Origin of the sequence: Rothia uropygioeca (assembly GCF_004136585.1) — a bacterium.
Taxonomy (GTDB): Bacteria; Actinomycetota; Actinomycetes; order Actinomycetales; family Micrococcaceae; genus Rothia.
Genome location: NZ_NOIR01000001.1, coordinates 114328 through 136958 on the forward strand (window position 1 = coordinate 114328; position 22631 = coordinate 136958).

The 22631-nt window shown below is 57.7% G+C and carries 18 protein-coding genes and 1 pseudogene; 9 read left to right on the forward strand and 10 right to left on the reverse strand.

Going from position 1 to position 22631, the window contains the following annotated elements; translation table 11 throughout:
* The first annotated feature begins 112 nt into the window (after positions 1 to 112).
* The 3 genes from EWR20_RS00490 (at position 113) to trxA (ending at position 3085) form a co-directional block, all read left to right on the forward strand.
* Entirely contained in the window at positions 113 to 1501 is a 1389-nt protein-coding gene (locus tag EWR20_RS00490; RefSeq protein WP_129358265.1) for a hypothetical protein, read from the forward strand.
* Positions 1502 to 1719: 218 nt separating this feature from the next.
* Entirely contained in the window at positions 1720 to 2703 is a 984-nt protein-coding gene (gene trxB / locus EWR20_RS00495) for a thioredoxin-disulfide reductase (RefSeq protein ID WP_371811988.1), read from the forward strand.
* A gap of 55 nt (positions 2704 to 2758) precedes the next feature.
* On the forward strand, positions 2759 to 3085 hold the full coding sequence (gene trxA / locus EWR20_RS00500) for a thioredoxin (protein ID WP_129358267.1): 327 nt from the start codon (positions 2759 to 2761) through the stop codon (positions 3083 to 3085).
* A gap of 104 nt (positions 3086 to 3189) precedes the next feature.
* On the opposite strand, the gene EWR20_RS00505 is transcribed toward trxA, so the two are convergent.
* The 8 genes and pseudogenes from EWR20_RS00505 to rpmH all read right to left on the reverse strand — a co-directional run bounded on the left by EWR20_RS00505 (position 3190) and on the right by rpmH (position 10393).
* A complete protein-coding gene (locus EWR20_RS00505) occupies positions 3190 to 4275 on the reverse strand; it encodes a ParB/RepB/Spo0J family partition protein (RefSeq protein WP_129359353.1) in 1086 nt (361 codons plus the stop codon).
* A 1510-nt stretch (positions 4276 to 5785) separates the two neighbouring features.
* Positions 5786 to 6704 (reverse strand): annotated as a pseudogene (locus EWR20_RS00510) (ParA family protein).
* A gap of 227 nt (positions 6705 to 6931) precedes the next feature.
* Positions 6932 to 7573 (reverse strand): 16S rRNA (guanine(527)-N(7))-methyltransferase RsmG, encoded by a 642-nt coding sequence (gene rsmG, locus EWR20_RS00515; protein WP_129358268.1) that lies wholly within the window; start codon positions 7571 to 7573, stop codon positions 6932 to 6934.
* A complete protein-coding gene (locus tag EWR20_RS00520) occupies positions 7570 to 8223 on the reverse strand; it encodes a Jag family protein (RefSeq protein ID WP_129358269.1) in 654 nt (217 codons plus the stop codon). Before EWR20_RS00520 ends, rsmG begins: the two co-directional genes overlap by 4 nt.
* 123 nt (positions 8224 to 8346) lie before the next feature.
* A complete protein-coding gene (gene yidC, locus EWR20_RS00525; protein WP_129358270.1) occupies positions 8347 to 9321 on the reverse strand; it encodes a membrane protein insertase YidC in 975 nt (324 codons plus the stop codon).
* Between the two features lie 13 nt (positions 9322 to 9334).
* Positions 9335 to 9763 (reverse strand): membrane protein insertion efficiency factor YidD, encoded by a 429-nt coding sequence (gene yidD, locus EWR20_RS00530; RefSeq protein WP_129358271.1) that lies wholly within the window; start codon positions 9761 to 9763, stop codon positions 9335 to 9337.
* The gene (gene rnpA, locus EWR20_RS00535) at positions 9760 to 10161 is read right to left on the reverse strand and encodes a ribonuclease P protein component (protein WP_129358272.1); all 402 of its coding nucleotides are present in this window, start codon (positions 10159 to 10161) and stop codon (positions 9760 to 9762) included. The genes yidD and rnpA overlap by 4 nt, the downstream gene beginning before the upstream one ends.
* A gap of 94 nt (positions 10162 to 10255) precedes the next feature.
* The gene (rpmH, locus tag EWR20_RS00540; protein WP_129358273.1) at positions 10256 to 10393 is read right to left on the reverse strand and encodes a 50S ribosomal protein L34; all 138 of its coding nucleotides are present in this window, start codon (positions 10391 to 10393) and stop codon (positions 10256 to 10258) included.
* 650 nt (positions 10394 to 11043) lie between these two features.
* Here rpmH and dnaA point away from each other — a divergent pair.
* From dnaA to EWR20_RS00560, 4 genes are all read left to right on the forward strand, one after another.
* Positions 11044 to 12735 (forward strand): chromosomal replication initiator protein DnaA, encoded by a 1692-nt coding sequence (gene dnaA / locus EWR20_RS00545; RefSeq protein ID WP_129358274.1) that lies wholly within the window; start codon positions 11044 to 11046, stop codon positions 12733 to 12735.
* 436 nt (positions 12736 to 13171) lie between these two features.
* Positions 13172 to 14296, forward strand: a complete 1125-nt coding sequence (gene dnaN, locus EWR20_RS00550; protein ID WP_129358275.1) for a DNA polymerase III subunit beta — start codon at positions 13172 to 13174, stop codon at positions 14294 to 14296.
* A 12-nt stretch (positions 14297 to 14308) separates the two neighbouring features.
* On the forward strand, positions 14309 to 15532 hold the full coding sequence (gene recF, locus EWR20_RS00555) for a DNA replication/repair protein RecF (protein ID WP_129358276.1): 1224 nt from the start codon (positions 14309 to 14311) through the stop codon (positions 15530 to 15532).
* A complete protein-coding gene (locus EWR20_RS00560; protein ID WP_129358277.1) occupies positions 15529 to 16164 on the forward strand; it encodes a DUF721 domain-containing protein in 636 nt (211 codons plus the stop codon). Before recF ends, EWR20_RS00560 begins: the two co-directional genes overlap by 4 nt.
* On the opposite strand, the gene fdhD is transcribed toward EWR20_RS00560, so the two are convergent.
* Together fdhD and EWR20_RS00570 are read right to left on the reverse strand one after the other, a co-directional pair.
* Positions 16155 to 17009 carry a formate dehydrogenase accessory sulfurtransferase FdhD gene (gene fdhD / locus EWR20_RS00565; RefSeq protein ID WP_129358278.1) on the reverse strand — a complete coding sequence of 285 codons (855 nt, stop codon included), beginning with the start codon at positions 17007 to 17009 and terminating at the stop codon, positions 16155 to 16157. The two genes, EWR20_RS00560 and fdhD, sit on opposite strands and share 10 nt — an antisense overlap.
* Positions 17010 to 17015: 6 nt before the next feature.
* Positions 17016 to 17336 (reverse strand): DUF6457 domain-containing protein, encoded by a 321-nt coding sequence (locus EWR20_RS00570; RefSeq protein ID WP_129358279.1) that lies wholly within the window; start codon positions 17334 to 17336, stop codon positions 17016 to 17018.
* A gap of 400 nt (positions 17337 to 17736) precedes the next feature.
* Between EWR20_RS00570 and gyrB the strand changes: the two genes are divergently transcribed.
* Together gyrB and gyrA are read left to right on the forward strand one after the other, a co-directional pair.
* Entirely contained in the window at positions 17737 to 19764 is a 2028-nt protein-coding gene (gyrB, locus tag EWR20_RS00575; protein WP_129358280.1) for a DNA topoisomerase (ATP-hydrolyzing) subunit B, read from the forward strand.
* A 92-nt stretch (positions 19765 to 19856) separates the two neighbouring features.
* Entirely contained in the window at positions 19857 to 22529 is a 2673-nt protein-coding gene (gene gyrA, locus EWR20_RS00580) for a DNA gyrase subunit A (RefSeq protein ID WP_129358281.1), read from the forward strand.
* The last annotated feature ends 102 nt before the right edge of the window (positions 22530 to 22631 follow it).

A 22631-nucleotide genomic window follows, 5' to 3' on the forward strand; every position in this document is an offset into this window, starting at 1 on the left:
ACAAGGGCCTGAACGCCGGTATCATCGAACTGTTACTTCGACCCAAATTAGCGCGGGGGTACTTTTGACGCAGGCGATTCAACTCGGCACCGTTCTTGGTGGCCGGTACAAGGTGACCGCTCAGATTGTTACCACCGCGGCACAGGACCACGTTCTGGATGGCAAAGACCAGGTCCTCGAACGCAAGGTTTCGATCCTTGTGGCCAGTCCGAGCCACAGTGATCTGCTCATTGAAAATGCCCGTGACATTGCGACGGGGTCCCGCTCGGGCAGCCTTCAGGTGCTCGACCTCGGCCAATCCGATGATGTCACTTACCTGATTACCTCTCACGCTCAGGCGAATGATCTGCTCGATCTGCTGCTCACGGAGAATCAGGAAGACGTTTCCTCCGAAAATGAAGAACTCGGTGGGGAGATCTTCGGGGGTGGCAACGCTCCCGTGGCTCCTTCGTCGGATTACGAACAGGTGGGGACAGAGACGTCACCTCAGGAGGAAGTTGCTCAGGATGAAGAGGACTCCGCTGCTCCCGTGACGGAATGGACTGACGCCGATTATGAGGCCTTTGGAGAGGAACCTCCCGCTCGGCGTTCCTCCAGTCCTTCCCAGCGCGGGGGAACACTGTTCGATCGCGCGGCAACCGACGTCGCGGGTGGTTCTTCCGCTGCCGCCGCGGCTTCGTTGCGGGAGGAAGACAGTTCATACGACGGCGACAACCGGTACCACTACAGCGATGAAGAAGAATTCGTCCCTGCCGGTGAATACGAGGATTACGAGGACGAAGAAGACCCTGAGGAACCGTATTACGACGAGGATGAGGAGTACTACGACGAGGAGCCTCGTCGTAGAAGCTCGGCGGGTTTGTGGATCACAGCGGCGATCGTCGTCATCCTGTTGGTCGTCCTCGTCGTCTTCGGATTCAACAAGCTCGGATCTCTCGTTTCGAGCTCGGGATCGGTCCCCAGCGGTACCGTGAGCTCCGCGGAGGGCCAGTCCAATTCGGAATCCTCCGGTGAGTCATCTTCTCCGTCGGATTCTTCGGCAACGCCGCAGGTCGCCAACCTTTCCCGTGTCATTCCCGATAACCCGAATTTCATGTCTGATCAGGACGGCACCTTGAGCCAAGCCAATGACGGCAATCCGGGAACGTACTGGACCAGTTATGGTTTTTCGAATGCCAACTTCGGTCAGCTGATCAAGGGAATCGGCCTTGCCGCTCAGATGCAAGAACCGGCCAAGGTCAATCAGGTAACGGTGGATGCGCCCAAGAGTACCGGTGGTCAGTTCTCGGTCTACACGAATGACTCCCCCAGCCTCGATGGCGCCACCAAGGCCGGCCAAGGTTCATTCAAGAACGGTCCTACCTCGGTTGATCTCTCCGACGAGGCCAAGTCGAAGTCGGCACAGTATGTGATTGTCTATGTCACCCAGCTTCCCCAGGTCAGCTCCCCCATCGGCGGCTACAACTATGGCCTCCACGTGGGCGAAATCAGCGTCAAGTAGACCGGGTTCGGCTTTCCGGGCATGGGTTGGTCGGGTTGTGAGTCATTCTCCGTGCCCAATAGCCCTGCGGAATATTCTGAGGGCTCCCTAGGTTTCATCCAACAGATCAACATAGAGCCTCAGTGTCCTTTGAGGTGAGGCTCCCGCATTGGCCAGCGCCTGGCCCGCATGGAAGGAAATAAGTGACCGACAGCGTCTTTTCACAGGGGGCGGCTCCTCTGATCAATCTCAAAGGTCAGGAAGCCGAGACGTCACAACCTCAAGGTCATGGCTCCGAGAAGGTCCATGATGTGGTGATTATCGGTTCCGGGCCTGCCGGATATACGGCGGCCGTCTACGCTGCGCGTGCCAACCTGGATCCGGTCGTCTTCGCAAGCTCTGTCGCGGCCGGAGGTGACCTCATGACCACCACAGATGTGGAGAACTACCCTGGGTTCATCGAGGGTATTCAAGGGCCCGAGCTCATGGCTAACATGCAACAGCAGGCGGAACGGTTCGGCGCAGACATCCAGTATGAAGACGTCGACTCCGTCGAGCTGGATGGAGAAGTCAAGAAGATCACTCTCCAGGACGGCACTGTCCACCGGGCGAAAGCCATCATCATTTCGACCGGTTCTGAATACCGCAAATTGGGCCTCGACGACGAAGCCCGTCTTTCGGGCCACGGTGTCAGCTGGTGCGCAACGTGTGATGGGTTCTTCTTCAAAGAAAAACCGATTGCGGTCGTCGGCGGTGGAGACTCCGCGTTGGAAGAGGCTCTGTTCCTCACCAACTTCGCCTCGAGCGTGACCGTGATTCACCGGCGGGACACTCTCCGTGCTTCCGACATCATGCAGGAACGTGCGCTCAACAACCCCAAAATCACATTTATTTGGGACTCTGCAGTGGTCGGAATCGAAGGGGAGCACAAGACCGAGGCACTCCAGGTCGAGAACCTGAAGTCTGGTCTCACACAACGTCTTGAGGTAGACGGCTTGTTCGTCGCCATCGGCTCCGACCCGCGAACGGATTTGGTGAAGGGCCAACTGGAATTGACTTCCGAGGGCACCATCGCTGTGGAGGGCCGTTCTTCCAAAACCAACGTTCCAGGTGTCTTTGCCGCCGGCGACGTCATCGACCCGACGTACCGGCAGGCCATTACTGCCGCCGGATCAGGGTGCGTTGCCGCCATCGACGCCCAGCACTACCTGGAGTCCCTGTAACTACATATTCTCTCGGTTGTCCGAGTAGTTTCCACCCACCTCGAAAGGATCAGATATGAGCAACGCCAAGGCCGTTACTGACGCTACATTCGAAGAGGACGTCCTCAAGAACGACCGCCCTGTCATCGTCGATTTCTGGGCCGAATGGTGCGGGCCCTGCCGTCAGGTAGGCCCCGTACTGGACCAAATTGCCGAGGAGTATGCCGAAAAAGTCGATGTCGTGAAGTTGAACGTCGATGAGAACGGCGAAACCGCGGCCAAATACGGAATTACTTCCATCCCGGCCATCTACGTCTTCAAAGATGGAGAGCTGGCCAAGACCTCAGTCGGAGCCAAACCTAAGGGAGTACTGGAGAAGGAATTCGCCGATTTCCTCTCCTAGGATCTACCTACGTAAATGCCCGCTTCGTTTCACGTGAAACGAAGCGGGCATTTTTTGTGATTACGCCGTCAGATAAGCAATGAGTCGTGGACGTCCGAGTTCGTTCAGTCCCTCTCGATCTCCGGATCAAGCACTGAGATAATACGATTGAGGTCGTCAACCGAAGCGAATTCGATGGTCATCTTGCCCTTCCGAGCACCAAGGTTGATCTTCACACTCGTATCCAGCTTGTCCGAAAATGCGTCAGCAATGTAATCAAGTCGTTCATGGTGGCGGCTGGGCGTAGCGGCTTTTCGAGGCTTTTGGGTGCCCTTCTCTGCCCCACCCGACTGAATAATCTCCTCCACCGATCGAACTGAGAGGCCTTCTGCCACGATGCGTTGGGCCAACCTTTCCATGGCTGCTGGGTCGCTGAGGGACAATAGTGCCCGCGCATGTCCGGCGGACAGGATGCCGGCAGCCACTCGTCTTTGAACCAGTGCAGGTAGCCTCAAAAGACGAATGGTGTTGGAGATCTGGGGACGGGATCGACCAATGCGTGCAGCCAATTCATCCTGGGTGGTGCCGAATTCATTCAGCAGCTGCTGGTAAGCTGCCGCCTCTTCCAAGGGGTTCAACTGGCTGCGATGTAGGTTTTCCAGCAGGGCGTCGCGGAGTAGATCTACGTCCTGGGTCTCGCGCACGATGGCCGGAATTTTTTCAAGACCCGCTCGCTGTGTAGCTCGCCAACGCCGCTCCCCCATCACCAATTCGTATTTTTCATCGCCCGCTTCGTTGCTTGGTCGGATGACGATTGGTTGTAGCAAGCCAATTTCGCGAATCGAGTGGACGAGCTCTTCCATCTCGTCCTCATCAAACTCCTGTCTGGGCTGTTTCCTATTTGGATGAATGTCCTTGACTGGAATTTCGCCAAAATAGGCTCCCGGCACCGGAATCAGGCTTGAGTCCGCTTCATTGGCCTCACGGCTGGGCTGGGCATGGTCTTCGACAAGACCCGGCGCAGTCTGCGGCTTCCTTGTTTCACGTGAAACCTTATCCTCAGATTGTGTCCACGGGGCGTCACCATCGTTGTCCTGTGTCCTCGAACCTTCGTTAGTCGCCTCGCTACTGCTGGAATTACTCTCCGAGGGTTGAAAAAAGAAATCGACCGGCCGCCGGCCTCCTGAGCTCTTCCTCAGGGCCGCACCCATGTCGGCCCGAGGTCCACCAGACTTGCGATTCGGTGCACCGTTGCCGCCTTCCTTTTCCCCGTTCGCTTTCGCATCAGAGGAGGGATTTTTTCCCTTTCCGGAAGAGGGTGCCCCAGATTCCCCCGAGGCGGCGGACCGGCGCCCCTCAGACGTTGTCTTTTTAGTTGGCGCCTTCTTTGCCGTCCCGTTTGCTTCGTTTTGAGACGCCTTTGTAGGTTCATCTTTGGCGGATTTCGGCGAGCCAGTTCCCGTCTTCTTCGTTTGGTTCACGCCATTCGAAGCCCCGTCTTTATTCTTGGGCTCACTCCGGGGAGGTCGGCTTGATGTCTTCTTCGTGTCCTCGCCTTTCAAGGGCGCGTCTTCAGAAACGCTGGCCTCCCGGCTTGCGCCAGGGGCGGATGTTTCACGTGAAACAGATTTAGCAACAGAAGATTCTCCCGGCTGTTCGATATCCACCGCATCGCTCGAATTTTCTGTAGATGTCGTTGGGATCAAAGACCCCAGTCCACGACCTAGTCCACGACGTCGCTCAGCCACGGTGCTCCTTAATGATGCTGTTGGTAGTCACATCATTCTATAGCCCCGTCTCTCGATTCTCGGACTCCAGGGCTGATATTGCGCATAATTGTGGAGCACAAAAATAGATGTTGCAGGCTCCTCACTTACCTCGCGGCCTCAAGGTCATCGGATGCCGGTGCTGTACTGCACCGTGGATACACCTCTCGGTCCTTTCCTCAACCTGCCCTTTTGCGGACTGACCCACTGGATGTTTCACGTGAAACAGGCCCTGCTGATTACGAACCTCGGGACCCTACGTCTATCAATGACGCACGGCAGTTTGTTGAACGGGGGCGATCGTATGAACGAAGGTCCTGTGGGGTAAGACTCGAGCTCTTCGACAAACAGCTACTTTGACTACTGTTTCACGTGAAACTCTGTCATAGTTCTCCGTCGGCGGAGGGACCATACATAATTTCCATACTGATCCGAATGTCAATCCGCCTGCCTTCGATGGGAATTGTATCTGTTGCAGAAATGGCGATTTCTGACCTGCGTGCCAGACTGAAGAAACGGTCAGCCCGTGAGCCTGTCCGCAAGTCCTAGGTTTTGCTCAGCCAGGCTTATTTGACCGTTTCACGTGAAACGCTGACTCCGTTAGACGACAATCCTCTGCCGCCGTAGTCCGATTACGCACATCCAGGAGGTGGCCCCATTTCCTGCCCACGCCGACTCTGCTGGAACGATGCAGCAAGGACTAGGTACCCTCAAGGTGACTGAAACAGGGCGTCAGTCCGGGGGAGAGGGACAGCGACTCTGTCCGAATCCATTCGGAGGAATATGTAGTTTCACGTGAAACCTGTTTATGACGACCCGGATGCACACGACTGGAAACGATATCCGGCTGCCATGTAAATACACTAGCTCTGTGGTCTATATGTCAACGGCCCTGAGCAACACAAAGAAGGCCCCGATACCTCCAGGTATCGGGGCCTTCACTGCTGATTATCTTCTATTTCTTACCTCGTTGGGCAATCTCCACAGCCGCTTCCAGATAGGATAACGCACCTGTGGAATGAGGATCGTAGGTGAGAACAGTCTGCTGGTAGCTAGGCGCCTCGGATATTCGGACGGAACGGGGGAATGACGGCATCCAATACTTCATTGGGGAAATGCTGTCGCACCTCGTCAGCCACCTGAGAGGCCAAATTGGTGCGTCCATCATACATTGTGAGGAGAATAGTACTCACACTCAGTGTGGGGTTCAGATGCTTTTGAACGAGTTCAATGTTCTTGAGCAACTGGCTTAATCCCTCCAAGGCGTAGTACTCGCACTGGATAGGAATGAGGACCTCCCTGGCCGCGACGAATGCATTAATCGTCAACAACCCCAAGGAGGGTGGGCAGTCGATAAATACGTAATCCAGACGGGGGAGCCCTTGCTCCTCTCGATATGTTCCGTATTCACGTAGCGCGCGGTCAAGCCGCTGTTCTCGAGCCACGAGAGATACCAGTTCAATTTCCGCACCAGCCAAATCAATGTTGGACGGTAGGCAATAGAGGTTCGAGTAGTCAGGGCATTGTTGAACGACATCGCCCATGGCTGTGCCTTCAATAAGCACGTCATAGGTCGAATCGACTTCAATTCCGTGCTCAATGTTGAGCGCAGTAGATGCGTTCCCCTGGGGATCGATGTCCACAACGAGGGTTTCGAATCCACGATCGGCCATCGCGGCCGCGAGATTCACTGCCGTGCTGGTCTTCCCGACGCCGCCCTTCTGGTTACTGATGGTCAGGACGCGAGTCTGGTCAGGGCGGGGGACCGGTTGCTTGGCTAGCTGCTTCCAGCGCTTCTTTTCGTTCATGAGCTCTCTCGCAACGGGGGATTTGAGGCGGTCCGTGATTTTGATCCGCGACGTCATGGAATCCATCGTTTCATGTGAAACATGGCGACCTTGGTCGGGAACAACCGGTTCGGATTGATCTTGCGGATTAGGTGGCATCCCGGAGTCGGGAGCCCTATGTCTTCCTACCACCAATTGTCCCTTTCACAATCCGCTGCATGATTCCACATCACACCAGGGTACCCGGAAAGGCTCTCCGAAAGCAGAACTGTCGGTCATTGTGGATACTCAACCAGTCCCTAAATCAATGGGCGTTACAGTTCGACCTGTACTACGGTGGTTGGCTGCTCCAAGATCGGTTCCCCAACCGTCAGGATCTCCGTCGACCGAGCGCCATATTTGTTGAGCTTCTTCTGCGCCTTTTGGATTTCCTCTTCCGCAGACTTGCCTTTCAACGCCAGGAGCTGTCCGGTTCCTCTCAGGAGGGGCACGGTCATGTCCAGAAGGCCCACGAGCGCTGAAACCGCGCGTGCAGTCACGACATCGACGTCGATCTCTCCGACGAAATGTTCCGCCCGGCCACGCCGCAGATCAACGTTATCCAGGCCCAAGTCCTCGATGACTTCGTCCAGCCAGATGACGCGCCGCTCGAGAGGTTCGATGAGCACAACTTCCAGATCTGGCCGTGCGATGGCCAGACAAAGGCCGGGGAGGCCTGCACCAGAGCCCACGTCTGCAACGCGTGAATTGCGTCCGATAAGGGCTTCGACGACCGCACAATTGAGCACGTGCCTGGACCACAGGCGGGGGATCTCACGGGGGCCGATCAGACCTCGCTCGATCCCGCTGGTCGCCAAATGCTCGACATAGCGCTCGGCCAATTCGATGCGTTCCCCGAAAACCGCCTGGGCGGCTTCACGTTCCGAACTTGAAAGCTGAATCTCCGAAGAATTCAATTTGCGGCCTCGGTGTCATCCTGAGCCTCGGACTTCATCGACACCACGATATGTCGTTTGGAGCCTTCACCTTCCGACTCGGAGTGAAGTCCGTTCTCGGCGACAAGGTCGTGGACGATCTTGCGTTCATACGCGCTCAGGGGCTTGAGGTGGTAGGCATCGCCGGTTTCCTTGACCGAAGAAATAGCTTGCTTGGCCATTGTTTCCAGCTCGTCTCCGCGGCGGTCGCGGTATCCTGCGATGTCAAGAATCAGTCGTGAACGTTGACCCGTTGATGCCAGCACCGATAATCGAACGAGCTCCTGTAACGCATCCAGAACCTCGCCCCGGCGACCGACCAACAATTCCAGGTCGTCCTCGTTCTCCTCAGTGACCACGGACAGGTACGCACGGTTCTGACGGACTTCGATGTCGATGTCCCCGTCCAGATCGGCGATGTCCAGCAGTTCTTCGAGGTAGTCGGCGGCGATCTCGCTCTCGTCCTCGGTCGCTTTGGGTTCGGGGGAGCCTGCGGCGGAATCGCTCACAGCCTCTGAGCTTGGCTCGTGGCCATTCTGATCTTGATCTTCCGTATGCCCGCTGTGATCGTGAAGCTCGTCCTCAGCCGGAACCGCTGCCTTGTCGGAACGTTCCTCATTCTGTTCGACCATGGAATTCTCCTGCTCCGCACCGTGGATCCGGCGCAGTCATCGGTTCGGGTGCCCTATGCACCGCACGTGACCTGAATTCAGCGTGCCGGGCCCGGAAGATTTCCCAGGCCCGGCACGGCCGCGCTAATTCTTCTTTTTCTTCTTTTGGCGGTTCTTGCTCACCGGTTGCTGTCGCTGGCCACCCTGGGCACGCTCACGCTGGGCCTCGAGTTCGGCCTCGTGCTCCTCACGACTCTTGCCTACGGGAGGCAGTCCTTTGGCGGCGCGACGTTCGTTGAGCTCCTTCTCAGCCTGTGAACCGGCAGTCGGGTTATTGCGGATAACCCACCACTGCTGGCCCATGGCCCAGAAGTTCGAGACGGTCCAGTACACCAGAACACCGAGGGGGAAGTTGATACCGCCGACGGCAAAGATGACGGGGAACAGATACATGAGCATCTGCTGTTGCCGGTACATCGGTGATTCTTTGGCCTGCGCACTCATGTTCTTGGCAGTAAGTTGGCGCTGGGTGAAGAACTGGGTGAGAGACATCGCGACGATCATGATGATCGCGAGAATGACGGTGGACGTGTGGTTGCCATCACCGGGATGCGTCAGGGTCGAGAAGAGGGGTGCCCCGAGAATGTACGCATCGTTGAATTGATGCACCATCTCAGCCGAGAGCACCAGAATGCCTTCATGGTTGCCCGAGGCCGGGGGCACGCCACGCAGAACCTGTAGCAAGCCGAAGAAGACAGGCATCTGCACGATGATCGGGAAGCACGAGGACAACGGATTGGCGCCCCTGCTCTTGTACAGGGCCATCTGTTCCTGGGCCATCGCCTGACGCGAGAGCTGATCCTTCTTGCCCTTGTACTTGGCCTGGATCTTGGCCATTTCGGGCTGCAGTTCCTGCATGCCGCGCATGGACTTGATCTGCTTCATGAACAGCGGAACGGTCAGCAGACGCATGACGAAAGTCATGAACACAATGGCGAGGACCCATGTCCAACCGGAGGCCGGGTCCATGCCAATGGCAGTAAACAAACTGTGGAAGACCCACAGGACCGCGGAAACGATCCATTTGAAGGGCCACAGAATGATGTCGATTGGGTTCATCAGGAATTGACTCCTAGCCCCGAGGCTCGTGGGGCATCGTGTTCTCCGCCGCAGGCGGATGGTTCAACAGCAAAATCTTGGGCTCAGTACCCGGCGCGAAGCTCCGCCGCCCGGGAGGCACGGGGTCCACCCCTCCGGTTGCCCAGGGGTGACACCTCAATAATCGTCTCACGGTTAACGTCATTCCTTTGACGAGTCCGTGAACGGTGATCGCTTCCAGCCCGTACGCGGAGCAGGTCGGAAAATACCGGCAGACGTCTCCATACAAAGGCGAGATAATCCGTCGATACAAACGAAGGAACGCGATCGCAATATTCTGCGGAAGTGTCCAGACCGCTTGACCGGCCCCGTTAGGACGCACGTATTCCGCCGGTGCGTTCGACAGACGCTCTTCGGAAGCCACCTGATCGATAGAGACGTCCCTGCCATGATTGCACGTCATTGCGGTGTACCGGCTTGCCTTGGTTCACATGCTTGAACCGAGCCCGATTCCGGCACCTCAAGTTTTCGCTGAATGCTGCTCCAAGCACTCCGGTAGTCACCTACCAGATCATCCCAGGACGCGTTGGCCGACGCCGGCAGCGCCCTGACGACGATACTCATGCCGCATGGGTTCCATTTGATGGTTTCTGCCACCAGCTCACGCAGTCTTCTCTTGACGAGATTCCGCATGACGGCGTTGCCTACGGCCTTCGATACAACGAATCCGCTGATGCTGGGGGAGGAGTTATGTGTAAGGAGCACATATAGAACTAAGTTCCGGCGTCCGCTACGGACGCCGGAACGTGTAGTCATTGAGAACTGTACAGAAGTCCTCATCCTGTGCTGTTGTGCCAGCACGTCAAGGCTCCTTCAACGCAGACCGGGTTGGCGCTTGGTATTTTGGTCCCCTCGGAGACCTGCACCAGTTGACGCCCCTGAACAGGGGAGTCAGCTATGCCGAAACGGAAGAGCGACCCTTGGACCGGCGGTTAGCCAAGATGGCGCGACCGGCGCGGGTGCGCATACGAAGACGGAAGCCGTGCTTCTTGGCACGACGGCGGTTATTCGGCTGAAAAGTCCGCTTGCTCACTGTGGTAACTCCAAGACTGTTTGTTCGGGCCTACCCCTGGTCTGGGTCCTTGCGGGCGATGTTCATGCAAAGAGGCAGAGGATTGGCGCTTTCGGTTCTCCTGCGCCGTCGGACATCCATTTCCAATTCCGGATCATCCCAAGACGGCGGATTCCGGCATATGGGCATAGTCCAACGCGCAGACGACTAACAAACTCTACGAGCAGATCAACACCCTGGTCAAGTCACTTCCGTGGAGAAACGGTGAACTAGACCAAGGACACACACTTGAGGGGCTCTCTTCCCCCAAGGTCGCCCCTCTCAACATGCTGTGCACTCGCCACGATTCACAGCTGTGGATAATCCCAAATTTTTTTGCCGGCCCACAGCCCGCGGTATGCCGGGAAACTACAAAGCTGTGATTACAGATTCCCGCGAATTTGGGCCTCAGAAGGCTTCCTGAATGGCCTAAGCTAGCTAGAGCCATCCACGGTTATCCACATTATCCACAACTGTGTACAAGGTTGTGGAGAACTTGGGTACAACCCGTGGATGAGCCCTCGGCGGACCTTCTTATTCCAGCCCGATTTGCCCGTCTCGCGGTGACAAGTTCGAGTGGAATCGGAAGGGACCGAGGCTGTGCCGGACGTCCCCTCAATACAAGGAGAACAGTGAGCATTCAGGGCAACAACGAGATCCAGTCCCAGTGGGACGCGTGCATTACGGATCTTCAGGCAAATGCCGCCATCGCCCGCCGCTTGCGTGCTTTTCTTCCCCTGGCCAAGCCACAGGGGCTCTTCGGCACCACGTTGATCGTTGCTGTCCCCAACGAATACACCCGCGGAATCTTCCAATCAGATATTCATCAGGCGTTTAAAGAGGCCATCTCCAAGACCTTCGGCGAGGACATCACCGAAGCATTCGTCATCGACCCTGAGATGGATGTCTCCGAGTCCACGTCGGCTGCCCCCGCGAAGACGCAAGATCAGAAACCCCAACCCTCAGAACAGTCCGCACCCCAGGAAAACCAGACAACGAGCTCGCCTGCTTCCCGGTCCCAGCCTGAACCGTCTCTCAACCACGAGAATTCAGTGACCGTATCCGGCGTTTCGATTCCGCCGATCAATGAGCTCGAAGCCGAACGAGGCCACGCCACGTCCCATACTTCGCCCGTCGACGTCCAGCACACGGACGAAGCCAGCGCCCCTCGTATCAAGAGGGACGACGTCGAATTGCCGGCGCCTCGAGTTGACCCTCCCCGCCAGGAACGCAATATTCCGCGCGACTCATATGACCGGACTCAGGATGACATCGAATGGGACAGCTCAGCACGCCTCAACGACAAGTACATGTTCGATACTTTCGTGATCGGGCAGTCCAACCGTTTCGCTCATGCGGCGGCGCTAGCCGTGGCCGAGAACCCGGCCAGCGCGTATAACCCGTTGTTCATATATGGAGACTCCGGGTTGGGCAAGACACACTTGCTCCACGCAATCGGTCACTATGCCAAACGCTTTTACCCGAATCACCGCGTGCGGTACGTGAACTCCGAGGAATTCACCAACGATTTCATCAACTCGATTCGCGATGACGAGGGGTCCAGTTTCAAGCAGATCTATCGGAACGTGGATCTGCTTCTCATTGACGACATCCAGTTCTTGGCGGGCAAAGAGCACACGCAGGAAGAGTTCTTCCACACTTTCAATGCGTTGCACAACCACAAGAAGCAGATCGTGATCACCTCCGATCTGCCGCCCAAGCAACTGTCCGGATTCGCAGAGCGCATGCGTTCCCGTTTCGAATGGGGATTGATCACTGACGTACAGCCTCCCGAGCTGGAGACACGTATTGCGATCCTCCGGAAGAAGGCTCAGAACGAAAACCTTGATGCTCCCGGGGACGTCATGGAGTACATCGCATCCAACATCACCACGAACATCCGTGAACTCGAGGGTGCTTTGATCCGTGTGACGGCGTTCGCGTCGCTGAACAAGCAACGGGTCGATCTGCCTCTGGCCGAGTTGGTGCTCAAGGATCTGATCACCGATGACGGCGTCCCCGAAATCACTTCTTCTGCGATCCTGGGACAGACCGCGAACTATTTCGAAATTTCCTTGGAAGAGCTCCGCAGCAAATCACGTAACCGTACTCTCGTGACGGCCCGCCAGATCGCGATGTATCTGCTTCGGGAGCTGACTGACATGTCCTTGCCCAAGATCGGACAGGAATTCGGCGGCCGTGACCACACCACCGTGATGCACGCGGATCGGAAGATTCGAAAGCTCATGGGGGAGCGTCGTCAGATCTTCAACCAAGTCACCGAGCTCACCAACAGGATCAAACAGCAGCAGCGCGAAGGCTGACCTTTATCCACACTTCCGCGGGATCACGCGGCAAGAGCTGTTTATTAACACCTGTGGATAAGTTTGTGGAATAAACCCCAAAATCTGTGGACCTTAAGGGGACGCAGAGGCAGAACCTGTGGAGTCGGCTCGCGAGCCCTCAAATCTCTGCACATCCCGTCCACCAGGGTGATCGATTTAACCCACATCCTGTCTACAGCCTGAACCCTGTGCCGGCACCGCTTAAGGCACTTATCCACAGTATCCACACGGGTTATTAACACTACCCATCGTTTAAAGAGATCATTCCAAATAACAAAACTCTGCTCCGAGTCCTGCCGGCGGAACCGGATGAGTCGCCCACCGAAATCCGTAATTACAAGAATCCTATGGAGACTCCGTCTCCGGTAGGCTCTATACAAAGACCCACCATCTTCCAGAGAGGGACTTCGCGCACGTGAAATTCTCAGTTGCCCGGGACGTACTGGCCGAAGCCGTCACATGGACGGCACGTTCTCTCTCGCCTCGTCCGCCCGTACCGGTTCTCTCAGGCCTTCTGATTAAGGCTTCGGGTAACGAAGTCTCCATCGCGAGCTTCGATTACGAGACCTCGGCCAAACTGAACATTGCAGCCGAAGTCATTGAAGAAGGCGAAACGCTTGTTTCTGGTCGTCTGCTCGCGGATATCTGCCGTTCACTGCCCTCGGCACCCGTGGAGTTGGAAACCCGCGATTCCAAGGTCTATCTGAGCTGTCGTTCCTCGAAGTTCAACCTGGCAGCCATGCCAGTCTCCGAATACCCGGATCTCCCCGCACTTCCTGAGATCTCCGGAACCGTCGATGGCGCAGCTTTCGCACACGCAATTTCTCAGACCATCGTGGCAGCTAGCAAAGACGACACTCTTCCGATCCTCACGGGCGTACGTGTGGAAATCGAAGGTTCAACCATGACCCTTCTGGCCACGGATCGATACCGCCTTGCGATGAGAGAACTCACGTGGGAACCCACTGACCCGGAGATTTCCACGGCTGCTCTTATCAAGGCCAAAACGTTGAACGAGGTCGCCAAGACCCTGGGCAATGCTGGCCAGATGAACCTTGCGTTGTCCGATTCTCACGAATTGGTGGGCTTCGAATCGGGTGGACGCCGCACCACGAGTCTTCTGGTCGATGGCGAATACCCCAAAATCCGTTCTCTTTTCCCGGAGCAGACGCCGATTCATGCCGTCGTCAAGACCTCGGAATTGGTGGAAGCAGTTCGTCGCGTGTCTTTGGTGGCCGAACGAAACACACCCGTTCGTCTTGCCTTTTCACAGGGTCAGCTTGCGTTGGATGCGGGTACGGGAGAAGACGCCCAAGCCAATGAAATACTCGATGCCCGACTCGACGGCGACGACATCACAGTTGCTTTCAACCCGGTCTACTTGAGTGAAGGCCTGCACGCATTCGGAAGCGAGTACGTACGATTTTCCTTCACGACGCCGCCCAAACCGGCCGTTTTATCCGCTCAAGAGGACCCCGAGGGTGAAGACGGTAAGGACTACCGCTACCTGTTGATGCCCGTGCGCCTACCGAACCAATAAAGGAGCCGCGAGGTGTATATAGATCACCTCTCGCTCATGGACTTCAGAACCTACGGGTTCTTGGATCTGCCATTGACTACCGGACTGACTGTCATGGTCGGTCCCAACGGTGTGGGAAAAACCAACATCGTCGAGGCTGTCGATTACAGCGCAAATTTGGCCTCGCACCGTGTCAGCAACGATTCTCCGCTCATCAGGGTCGGAGCCGACCGGTCCTACATCCGTTCCCGAGTGATCCGGGGCCATCAGCAGACAGTCATGGAACTCGAGATCACCCCGGGCAAAGCCAACCGGGTTCGTATCAACCGCGCAGCTCCGGTTCGCGTCCGAGAAGCCCTCGGGATTTGCCAGACGGTTCTGTTCTCTCCGGAAGACCTTGGACTCATCAAGGCAGAACCTGCCGGTCGTCGTCGTTTTGTCGATGATCTTGCCGTTTCACTTCGCCCGGTTCTGGGCGGATACCGTGCCGACTACGAAAAAGTTCTTCGTCAAAGAAATGCCCTTCTCAAGTCCCTCCGCAAACGAGGGCCGGGCAGGGCTTTGGGCGAGGACGAGCAGGCAACGCTCGATGTATGGAACGGCCAGCTCGTCAACCTCGGGGCACGCATCATGCAGGCACGCTTCCAAGTCCTTGCGGGACTGTTACCCCAAGCCGACCGGGCGTACGAGCAGCTCACGGACGGCGGCAAGAACCTCGGTTTCGTCTACGAATCTTCGTCTCTAGGCCCCCGGGACGGGTCTGACATCGTGTCTTTGGCACGAATCCCGTTGCTTGAATTAGGCGCAATGATCGAATCCGCGCTCGAGGAGCGAGCCCCGGAGGAAATCGAACGCGGGATGAGCCTTGTCGGTCCGCATCGCGATGAAATCACGCTCATGCTCGGAAATATTCCTGCGCGAGGATATGCTTCCCACGGGGAGACATGGTCCTACGCTCTGGCCTTGCGGCTTGGCTCCTGGTACATGCATCAAGCGGATCATGACGATCCATCTGCATGCCCCATTCTGATCCTGGACGACGTCTTTGCTGAACTCGACGCCACACGTCGTGCCCGACTCGCGACGATCGTATCCGGCGCCGAACAAGTGCTCGTGACCTGCGCTGTCGAACAAGACCTCCCGAAAGAGCTCGATGCCGCTCGCCGTATTGTCAGGGTCAGCCCTGGTCAGGCGGTCGTTGCCGAAGACGTGCATGTCGAGGAGGACGTGTCTCAAGGCGGTGACCCCGAAGAATGACACCTTCCCGTTCGGACGATGTTCCGGAGGAGGCCACCCGTCGGTCCCTTGAACAGAACCAAATCGACGCTCCGGCGTCGCTATTGCAACGACTGCGCACCGCAGCCAAAGAACGGGGTGAAGGCCGACTCACGGGTAATGCCGCGAAGAAGGTTATACGCGATTTTGGTGAGATCGTCTCTGCCGAACCAGGGCAGTCCACCAAGAGGCGGTGGCGCGAAGAAGGCTGGGACCCCCGGACGCTGGGAGGATATACGGGTCCCGGGAAATCCTCGCGCGATCCGCAGGGTCTGGGGTCGGTGATCAACCACATGATCGCTTCACGTGGATGGAAAGAACCGGTCGCGGTCAGCAGTGTTCTCGCCAGATGGTCGGACATTGTGGGGCCTTCCATCGCGGCCCATTCGACACCTGAGAACTATGAGAACTCGGAGGTCGTGATTCGGTGCGACTCGACGAACTATGCCACTATTCTGCGCACCATGACGCCGCAACTGATGCATACCTTTGAATCAGAATTGGGCCCCGGAATCGTGACGAAGATCAGCGTTTTCGGCCCGAACGTTCCCACATGGCGCAAAGGACGGCGAGTGGCCCCTGGCGGCCGAGGGCCACGAGATACCTACGGGTAGGCGAGCTCCGAGACGGGCAGGACCCGGTGATCCCCGCTGTACAGCACAAACCGATTGCCCCGGACGAAACCGGCCAAGGTCATGCCCGCATCCTTGGCGAGGTCAACGGCCAGAGAGGACGGCGCAGAAACCGAAGCCAACATCGGTATGCCTGCCATGGCCGCTTTCTGAGTCAGCTCGAAGCTGGCTCTTCCCGAAACCATCAGAACGTGCTGACTGAGCGGAAGTTTCCCATGCAGGAGAGCCCAGCCCAAGACTTTGTCGACGGCGTTGTGGCGTCCTACGTCCTCTCGAATAGCGACCAATTCCCCGGTCTCACCGTTGAAAAGGCCAGCGGCGTGCAGGCCGCCCGTGCGGTCGAAGACTTTTTGTTTGGCCCGCAGGATTTCCGGCATTTCGAGCACGAATTCCTCGGACAAGCGCAGAGGATCCTCGTCAACCGGGAACAAGGATTTCTGATGCACCTGATCGATGCTCGTTCTACCGCACATTCCACACGCGCTCGACATCACGACGTTGCGTTCCTGGTAATGGAAAGGGGGCAAGACCCAAGGTTGGAGGACGACGTCGACGGTGTTGTCCCCGTCTTCGGCACCCGGGCCGAAGTCCTTGCGGCAGTACCTGATCGACGAGACCTGCTCGCCGTCGGTAATCACACCTTCGCTCAGCAGAAAACCCGCGGCGAGAGAGAAATCTTCGGTCGGAGTACGCATGGTCACCGCGAGGCGACGGCCGTTGACGCGGATCTCGAGCGGCTCTTCGGCAGCGACCATATCGGCACGCGCTTCTCTGCGGCCGTCTTGATCCACTCGAATGACCCTGGTGCGGGATTCACTACGACTCATGAAACTCTATTCACCTGCATCCGGATCGATCCCAGCTTGGCGCTGGGTCCGGGCGACGAGCTCTCTGATCTGCTCGGACAATTCTTTGAGTTGCTCTTCTGCCGGAACGGCGGCCTCGGCGGAGTTGGATTGAGCAGCCAAACGCAACCCGAGAGCCACCCCCACAAGGTACGAGCTCGTGGGTGCGCCCGGTCGAACGATTCCGTGAGCCACGTCCTTGGTCATCTTGAGAATCGGTCCCGGAACCACGACGTCGCGCGGCAAATCGAGCTCGTCGGCAACCATCTCGAGCCATTCCACAAGGTCAGGCAATTCTTGGTCGGTCATATCGAGCCTTTCTTCGTCCTTGATGGCCACTTTAACCCTGCAAACATCCTGATGGGAGGGGCGGAGTCCAGGAATCAGCCGTGCCCGGCCGGATCAACCGCCTCAATCGGCCTCTCTTGGGTCCAGCCTTCCGAGAGTGTGGACCCACATGCGCGAGGGGCAAACCGCGCCAAAGGCCCATCGCGGGCCTGTGAAAGCCATAGCCCTTCTCGGAGCATGCTCTGAGCTGAGCGATATGGGCCCTGTGAAGGGCGAAGTCCGGTAGAATGTTCAGTAGATCAAAAAGGTGGCCAGCGCAGCGTCCCGATCACATCACTATGTTATCGACTTCGCGCACCGGCCCGCCATCCCCGGACCGGGCCCTTCGAGGCGCCTGGAAACTAGGAGCTGAAACCTCAAAGTGGCAGCCGAAGAAAAGCACGAATATGGCGCGAGCGACATTACGGTCCTCAAAGGCCTGGAAGCGGTGCGCAAACGTCCCGGCATGTACATCGGTTCCACCGGTGAACGCGGATTGCACCACCTTGTATATGAAGTCGTAGACAACTCCGTCGATGAGGCGCTCGCCGGGTATTGCGATCATATCGAGATCACTTTGTTGGCCGACGGCGGCGTCAAGGTCGTGGACAACGGGCGCGGAATCCCCGTGGACATGCACCCCACGGAGGGCAAGCCGACCGTCGAGGTCGTGATGACGGTTCTCCACGCCGGCGGCAAATTCGGTGGTGGCGGCTACGCCGTTTCGGGCGGTCTGCACGGCGTCGGCATTTCCGTGGTTAACGCGCTTTCCACTCGAGTGGTTACCACGGTGCGAAACCAAGGCTACGTCTGGACCACGAGTTTCCATGACGGTGGCATCATCGATGAGCCTCTGACCCGCGGGGAAGAAACCACCGAGACCGGTACGCAACAGGTCTTCTACCCTGACCCGGAAATCTTCGAATCCGTTGAATTCGATTACGAGACCCTTCGGGCGCGTTTCCAGCAGATGGCTTTCCTCAACAAGGGGCTCCGCATCACCCTGACGGATGAGCGAGAGGCCGCTAACTTCGAAAACGAGGTCGCCGAGGAAAAAAAATCTGCCGAGCCCAAGATCAATCAAGAGGGCACCACGGCCGAGGGGTATCGCGTCGTCGTGTACCAGTACGACGATGGCCTCCTCGACTACGTCAAATTCCTGAACGCCAGCCAGCACACCAACGTGATCCACGAGGACGTCATCTCCCTGGAAGTTGAGGACAGCGAGAAAAAGCTCTCGCTCGAATTGGCGATGCAGTGGACCGAGTCCTATAAGGAATCGGTCCATACTTACGCCAACACGATCAATACTCATGAGGGCGGAACCCACGAAGAGGGCTTCCGTACGGCACTGACCTCTCTGATCAATCGGTACGCGCGAGACAACAAACTCCTCCGTGAGAAGGATGAGAACCTCACCGGAGAAGATGTCCGCGAGGGATTGACCGCGGTGATATCGGTCAAGATCGCCGAGCCTCAGTTCGAGGGCCAGACCAAGACCAAACTCGGCAACTCGGAGGTCAAGACCTTCGTTCAGCGCGAGGTATGGGACCAAATGGGGGACTGGCTGGAGCGCAATCCCAATGAAGCGAAGGACATCGTCCGTCGGTCCATCACCGCCGCTCAGGCTCGCATGGCCGCTCGTAAGGCGCGCGAGACCACTCGCCGCAAAGGCCTGCTGGAATCCGGCGGAATGCCGGGAAAGCTCAAGGATTGCTCGTCCAAGAACCCGGAGATCTCAGAAATCTACCTCGTAGAGGGTGACTCCGCGGGTGGTTCCGCCGTTCAGGGGCGTGACCCCGAGCGTCAGGCGATTCTTCCGTTGCGAGGAAAAATCCTCAACGTCGAGCGCGCGCGCCTGGACCGGGCACTGTCCAACGCCGAGGTCCAGTCGATGATCACCGCATTCGGCGCGGGCATCGGAGAGGAATTCAAGATCGAGAAGGCTCGGTACCACAAGATCGTCCTCATGGCCGACGCCGACGTCGACGGCCAGCACATCACCACACTTCTACTGACGCTGTTGTTCCGCTTCATGCGCCCGCTGATTGAGGCCGGTTACGTTTACCTTGCGCAGCCTCCGCTGTACCGGATCAAATGGTCGAACGCCCCCGATGACTACGTCTTCTCGGATGCGGAACGTGACGAGGTTGTGGCCCGCGGATTGGCGAACAATCAGCGACTGCCCAAGGACAACGGCATTCAGCGCTACAAGGGTCTGGGCGAGATGGATTACACCGAGCTCTGGGACACGACCATGGATCCCGAACACCGGACTCTGTTGCAGGTGACCATGGACGACGCCGCCGCGGCCGATCAGGTCTTCTCGGTGCTCATGGGCGAGGATGTCGAGTCCCGCCGCGAATTCATTCAGAAGAACGCCAAGGACATCCGGTTCCTCGATATCTGACCGAATCCAAATATTTCAACTAGGGAATATTGCGGATCAAAGGCCCGGTATCGAGCGACTGAAGACTTTCATCAGGACGGAACACAAGAAACATGAGTACCGAAGACAACGGTTCGAATCAGAATCCTCAAGAGGGCGAACCCATCGAGGGTGAGATCGTAGACAGCGACGCGGAGGCGACCCCCAAAATCGCGGATCGCATCGAGCACATCGACCTCCAGACCGAGATGCAACGGTCTTACCTCGATTACGCCATGGCCGTCATCGTCGGTCGTGCACTGCCTGACGTCCGCGACGGCCTCAAGCCGGTTCACCGACGCGTCATCTACGCGATGTACGACGGTGGGTACCGGCCTGATCGTTCTTTCAACAAATGTGCCCGCGTCGTCGGTGAAGTCATGGGGCAGTACCACCCGCACGGCGACTCCGCGATCTACGACACTCTCGTACGTCTGATCCAGAACTGGATCATGCGTTACCCGCTTGCGCTGGGACAGGGGAACTTCGGCTCCCCCGGTAACGACGGCGCCGCAGCGCCTCGTTACACCGAGTGCAAGATGGCACCGCTCGCCATGGAAATGGTGCGGGACATCCAAGAGAACACCGTCGATTTCCAGGACAACTACGACGGAAAGAATCAAGAACCGGTCGTCCTTCCGGCTCGATTCCCCAACCTCCTGGTCAATGGTTCCTCCGGTATCGCCGTTGGTATGGCAACCAACATCCCACCGCATAACCTCCGAGAGGTAGCGGAAGGCGTTCAGTGGTACCTCGAGAATCCCGAGGCATCCGACGAAGAGCTGCTCAATGCCCTGATTGCGCGTGTCAAGGGGCCGGACTTCCCGACGGGCGCGCAGATCCTCGGGCACAAGGGGATCGAAGAGGCCTACCGGACGGGCCGTGGATCGATCACCATGCGGGCCGTCGTCAATGTCGAGGAGCTTCACGGGCGTACTTGCCTCGTGGTCACGGAATTGCCTTACCAGGCCAATCCCGACAACCTCGCCATCAAGATCGCCGACCTGATCCGCGACGGCAAGATCAGCGGAATTGCGGATCTGCGGGATGAAACCTCCGGTCGCACGGGTCAACGCCTCGTCATCGTGCTCAAGCGTGACGCCGTGGCCAAGGTTGTTCTCAATAACCTGTACAAGCACACCCAGCTGCAGGAGAATTTCTCGGCGAACATGCTCGCGATCGTTGACGGCGTTCCGCGCACGCTGTCGCTGGACGCATTCATCCGCCACTGGGTACAGCACCAGATGGACGTCATCGTCCGCCGCACGCAGTTCCGACTGCGCCAGGCGGAAGAAGAAGCGCACATCCTCCGCGGCCTCCTCAAGGCCTTGGACGCCCTGGACGAAGTCATTCAGCTGATCCGCAACTCCTCGACGGCCGATGATGCCCGCACGGGACTCATGGAGTACCTGGACATCGACGAGGCGCAGGCGCAGGCGATTCTGAACATGCAGTTGCGTCGTCTCGCGGCCCTGGAACGCAAAAAAATCCAGGACCGTCACGACGAGCTCATGCGTCTGATCGAGGGATACAAGGAAATCATCGCTTCCGAGCAGCGTCAGCGCGACTTGATCTCGGAGGAAATGCGGGACGTTGTTAACCGTTACGGCGATGACCGACGGACCCAGATCCTGATGGGCTACGACGGAGACATGTCGATCGAGGATCTCATTCCCGAAGAAGACATGGTCGTCACGATTACCCGGGGTGGTTACGTCAAGCGGACCAGGATCGACCAATACCGTTCGCAGCATCGCGGCGGTAAGGGCATCCGGGGGGCGCAGTTGCGCGGCGACGACGTCGTTGAACACCTCGTCGTCACCACGACGCACAACTGGATTCTGTTCTTCACGAACTTCGGTCGCGTGTACCGCACGAAGGCCTATGAACTCATCGAAGCGGGTCGCGACGCCAAGGGTCAGCACGTGGCCAACCTTCTGGCCTTCCAGCCAGGAGAGACGATCGCCCGTGTGATGGCTCTCCGGACGTACGAGGACGCGCCATACCTGGTCTTGGCAACAAAACACGGCTTGGTCAAGAAATCTCGTCTGAGCGATTACGACACCAACCGTACCGCCGGCGTCATCGCGATCAATCTGCGGGACGAGGACGAGCTGATTTCGGCTCAGCTCGCGCATTCCGACGACGACCTCATGCTCATCTCGCGCAAGGGCCAGTCCCTGCGTTTCACCGCGACCGACGAAGCGCTTCGCCCCATGGGCCGCGCGACGAGCGGTGTGACCGGCATGAAGTTCCGGGACGGTGATGAGCTCCTCGCTGCAAATGTCGTGAGCGATGATTCGTACGTGTTCGTGGTCACCGAGGGCGGCTACGCCAAACGGACCAAGGTCGAGGAATACCGCGTCCAAGGGCGTGGTGGACTCGGTATCAAGGTTGCCAAACTCGTCGAGGACCGTGGCGACCTGGTCGGAGGCCTGATCGTTGGTGCCGACGACGAAGTCCTGGTAGTCATGCAGTCGGGCAAGGTAGCTCGGTCGCTCGTGTCGGAGGTGCCCGCAAAGGGTCGTGACACGATGGGCGTAATATTTGCCAAGCCCGGCAAGAACGACAGGATTCTTTCCATCGCTCGAAACCAGGACAAGGGTATTGACGAGGGCCAAGAGATCGCCGAAGACGGAACGGTTGAGGTGCTCGACGCCGAAAATGAAGTACCGTTGGACAACGGTAGTGAACAGACTGATACCCCGGCCGAGTCGGAATCTTCATCACACGGAGGTAGTGAGTGAGCACCAATAACCCTGGTAACGCGGCAGGAAGACCCTCCACGTCCGCCAGCTCCTCTGCGCGAAAGCCCGCGGATAATCGCCGCAAGCCAGCCGCCAACTCCA

What these genes read in the sequence shown, in the direction of transcription:
- trxA (WP_129358267.1), top strand. Translation starts at nt 2,759, where the DNA reads ATGAGCAACGCCAAGGCCGTTACTGACGCTACATTCGAAGAGGACGTC.
- yidC (WP_129358270.1), bottom strand. Translation starts at nt 9,321, where the DNA reads ATGAACCCAATCGACATCATTCTGTGGCCCTTCAAATGGATCGTTTCC.
- EWR20_RS00570 (WP_129358279.1), bottom strand. Translation starts at nt 17,336, where the DNA reads ATGACCGACCAAGAATTGCCTGACCTTGTGGAATGGCTCGAGATGGTT.
- gyrA (WP_129358281.1), top strand. Translation starts at nt 19,857, where the DNA reads ATGAGTACCGAAGACAACGGTTCGAATCAGAATCCTCAAGAGGGCGAA.
- yidD (WP_129358271.1), bottom strand. Translation starts at nt 9,763, where the DNA reads ATGACGTGCAATCATGGCAGGGACGTCTCTATCGATCAGGTGGCTTCC.
- EWR20_RS00520 (WP_129358269.1), bottom strand. Translation starts at nt 8,223, where the DNA reads ATGGTCGAACAGAATGAGGAACGTTCCGACAAGGCAGCGGTTCCGGCT.
- EWR20_RS00560 (WP_129358277.1), top strand. Translation starts at nt 15,529, where the DNA reads ATGACACCTTCCCGTTCGGACGATGTTCCGGAGGAGGCCACCCGTCGG.
- EWR20_RS00505 (WP_129359353.1), bottom strand. Translation starts at nt 4,275, where the DNA reads ATGGGTGCGGCCCTGAGGAAGAGCTCAGGAGGCCGGCGGCCGGTCGAT.
- fdhD (WP_129358278.1), bottom strand. Translation starts at nt 17,009, where the DNA reads ATGAGTCGTAGTGAATCCCGCACCAGGGTCATTCGAGTGGATCAAGAC.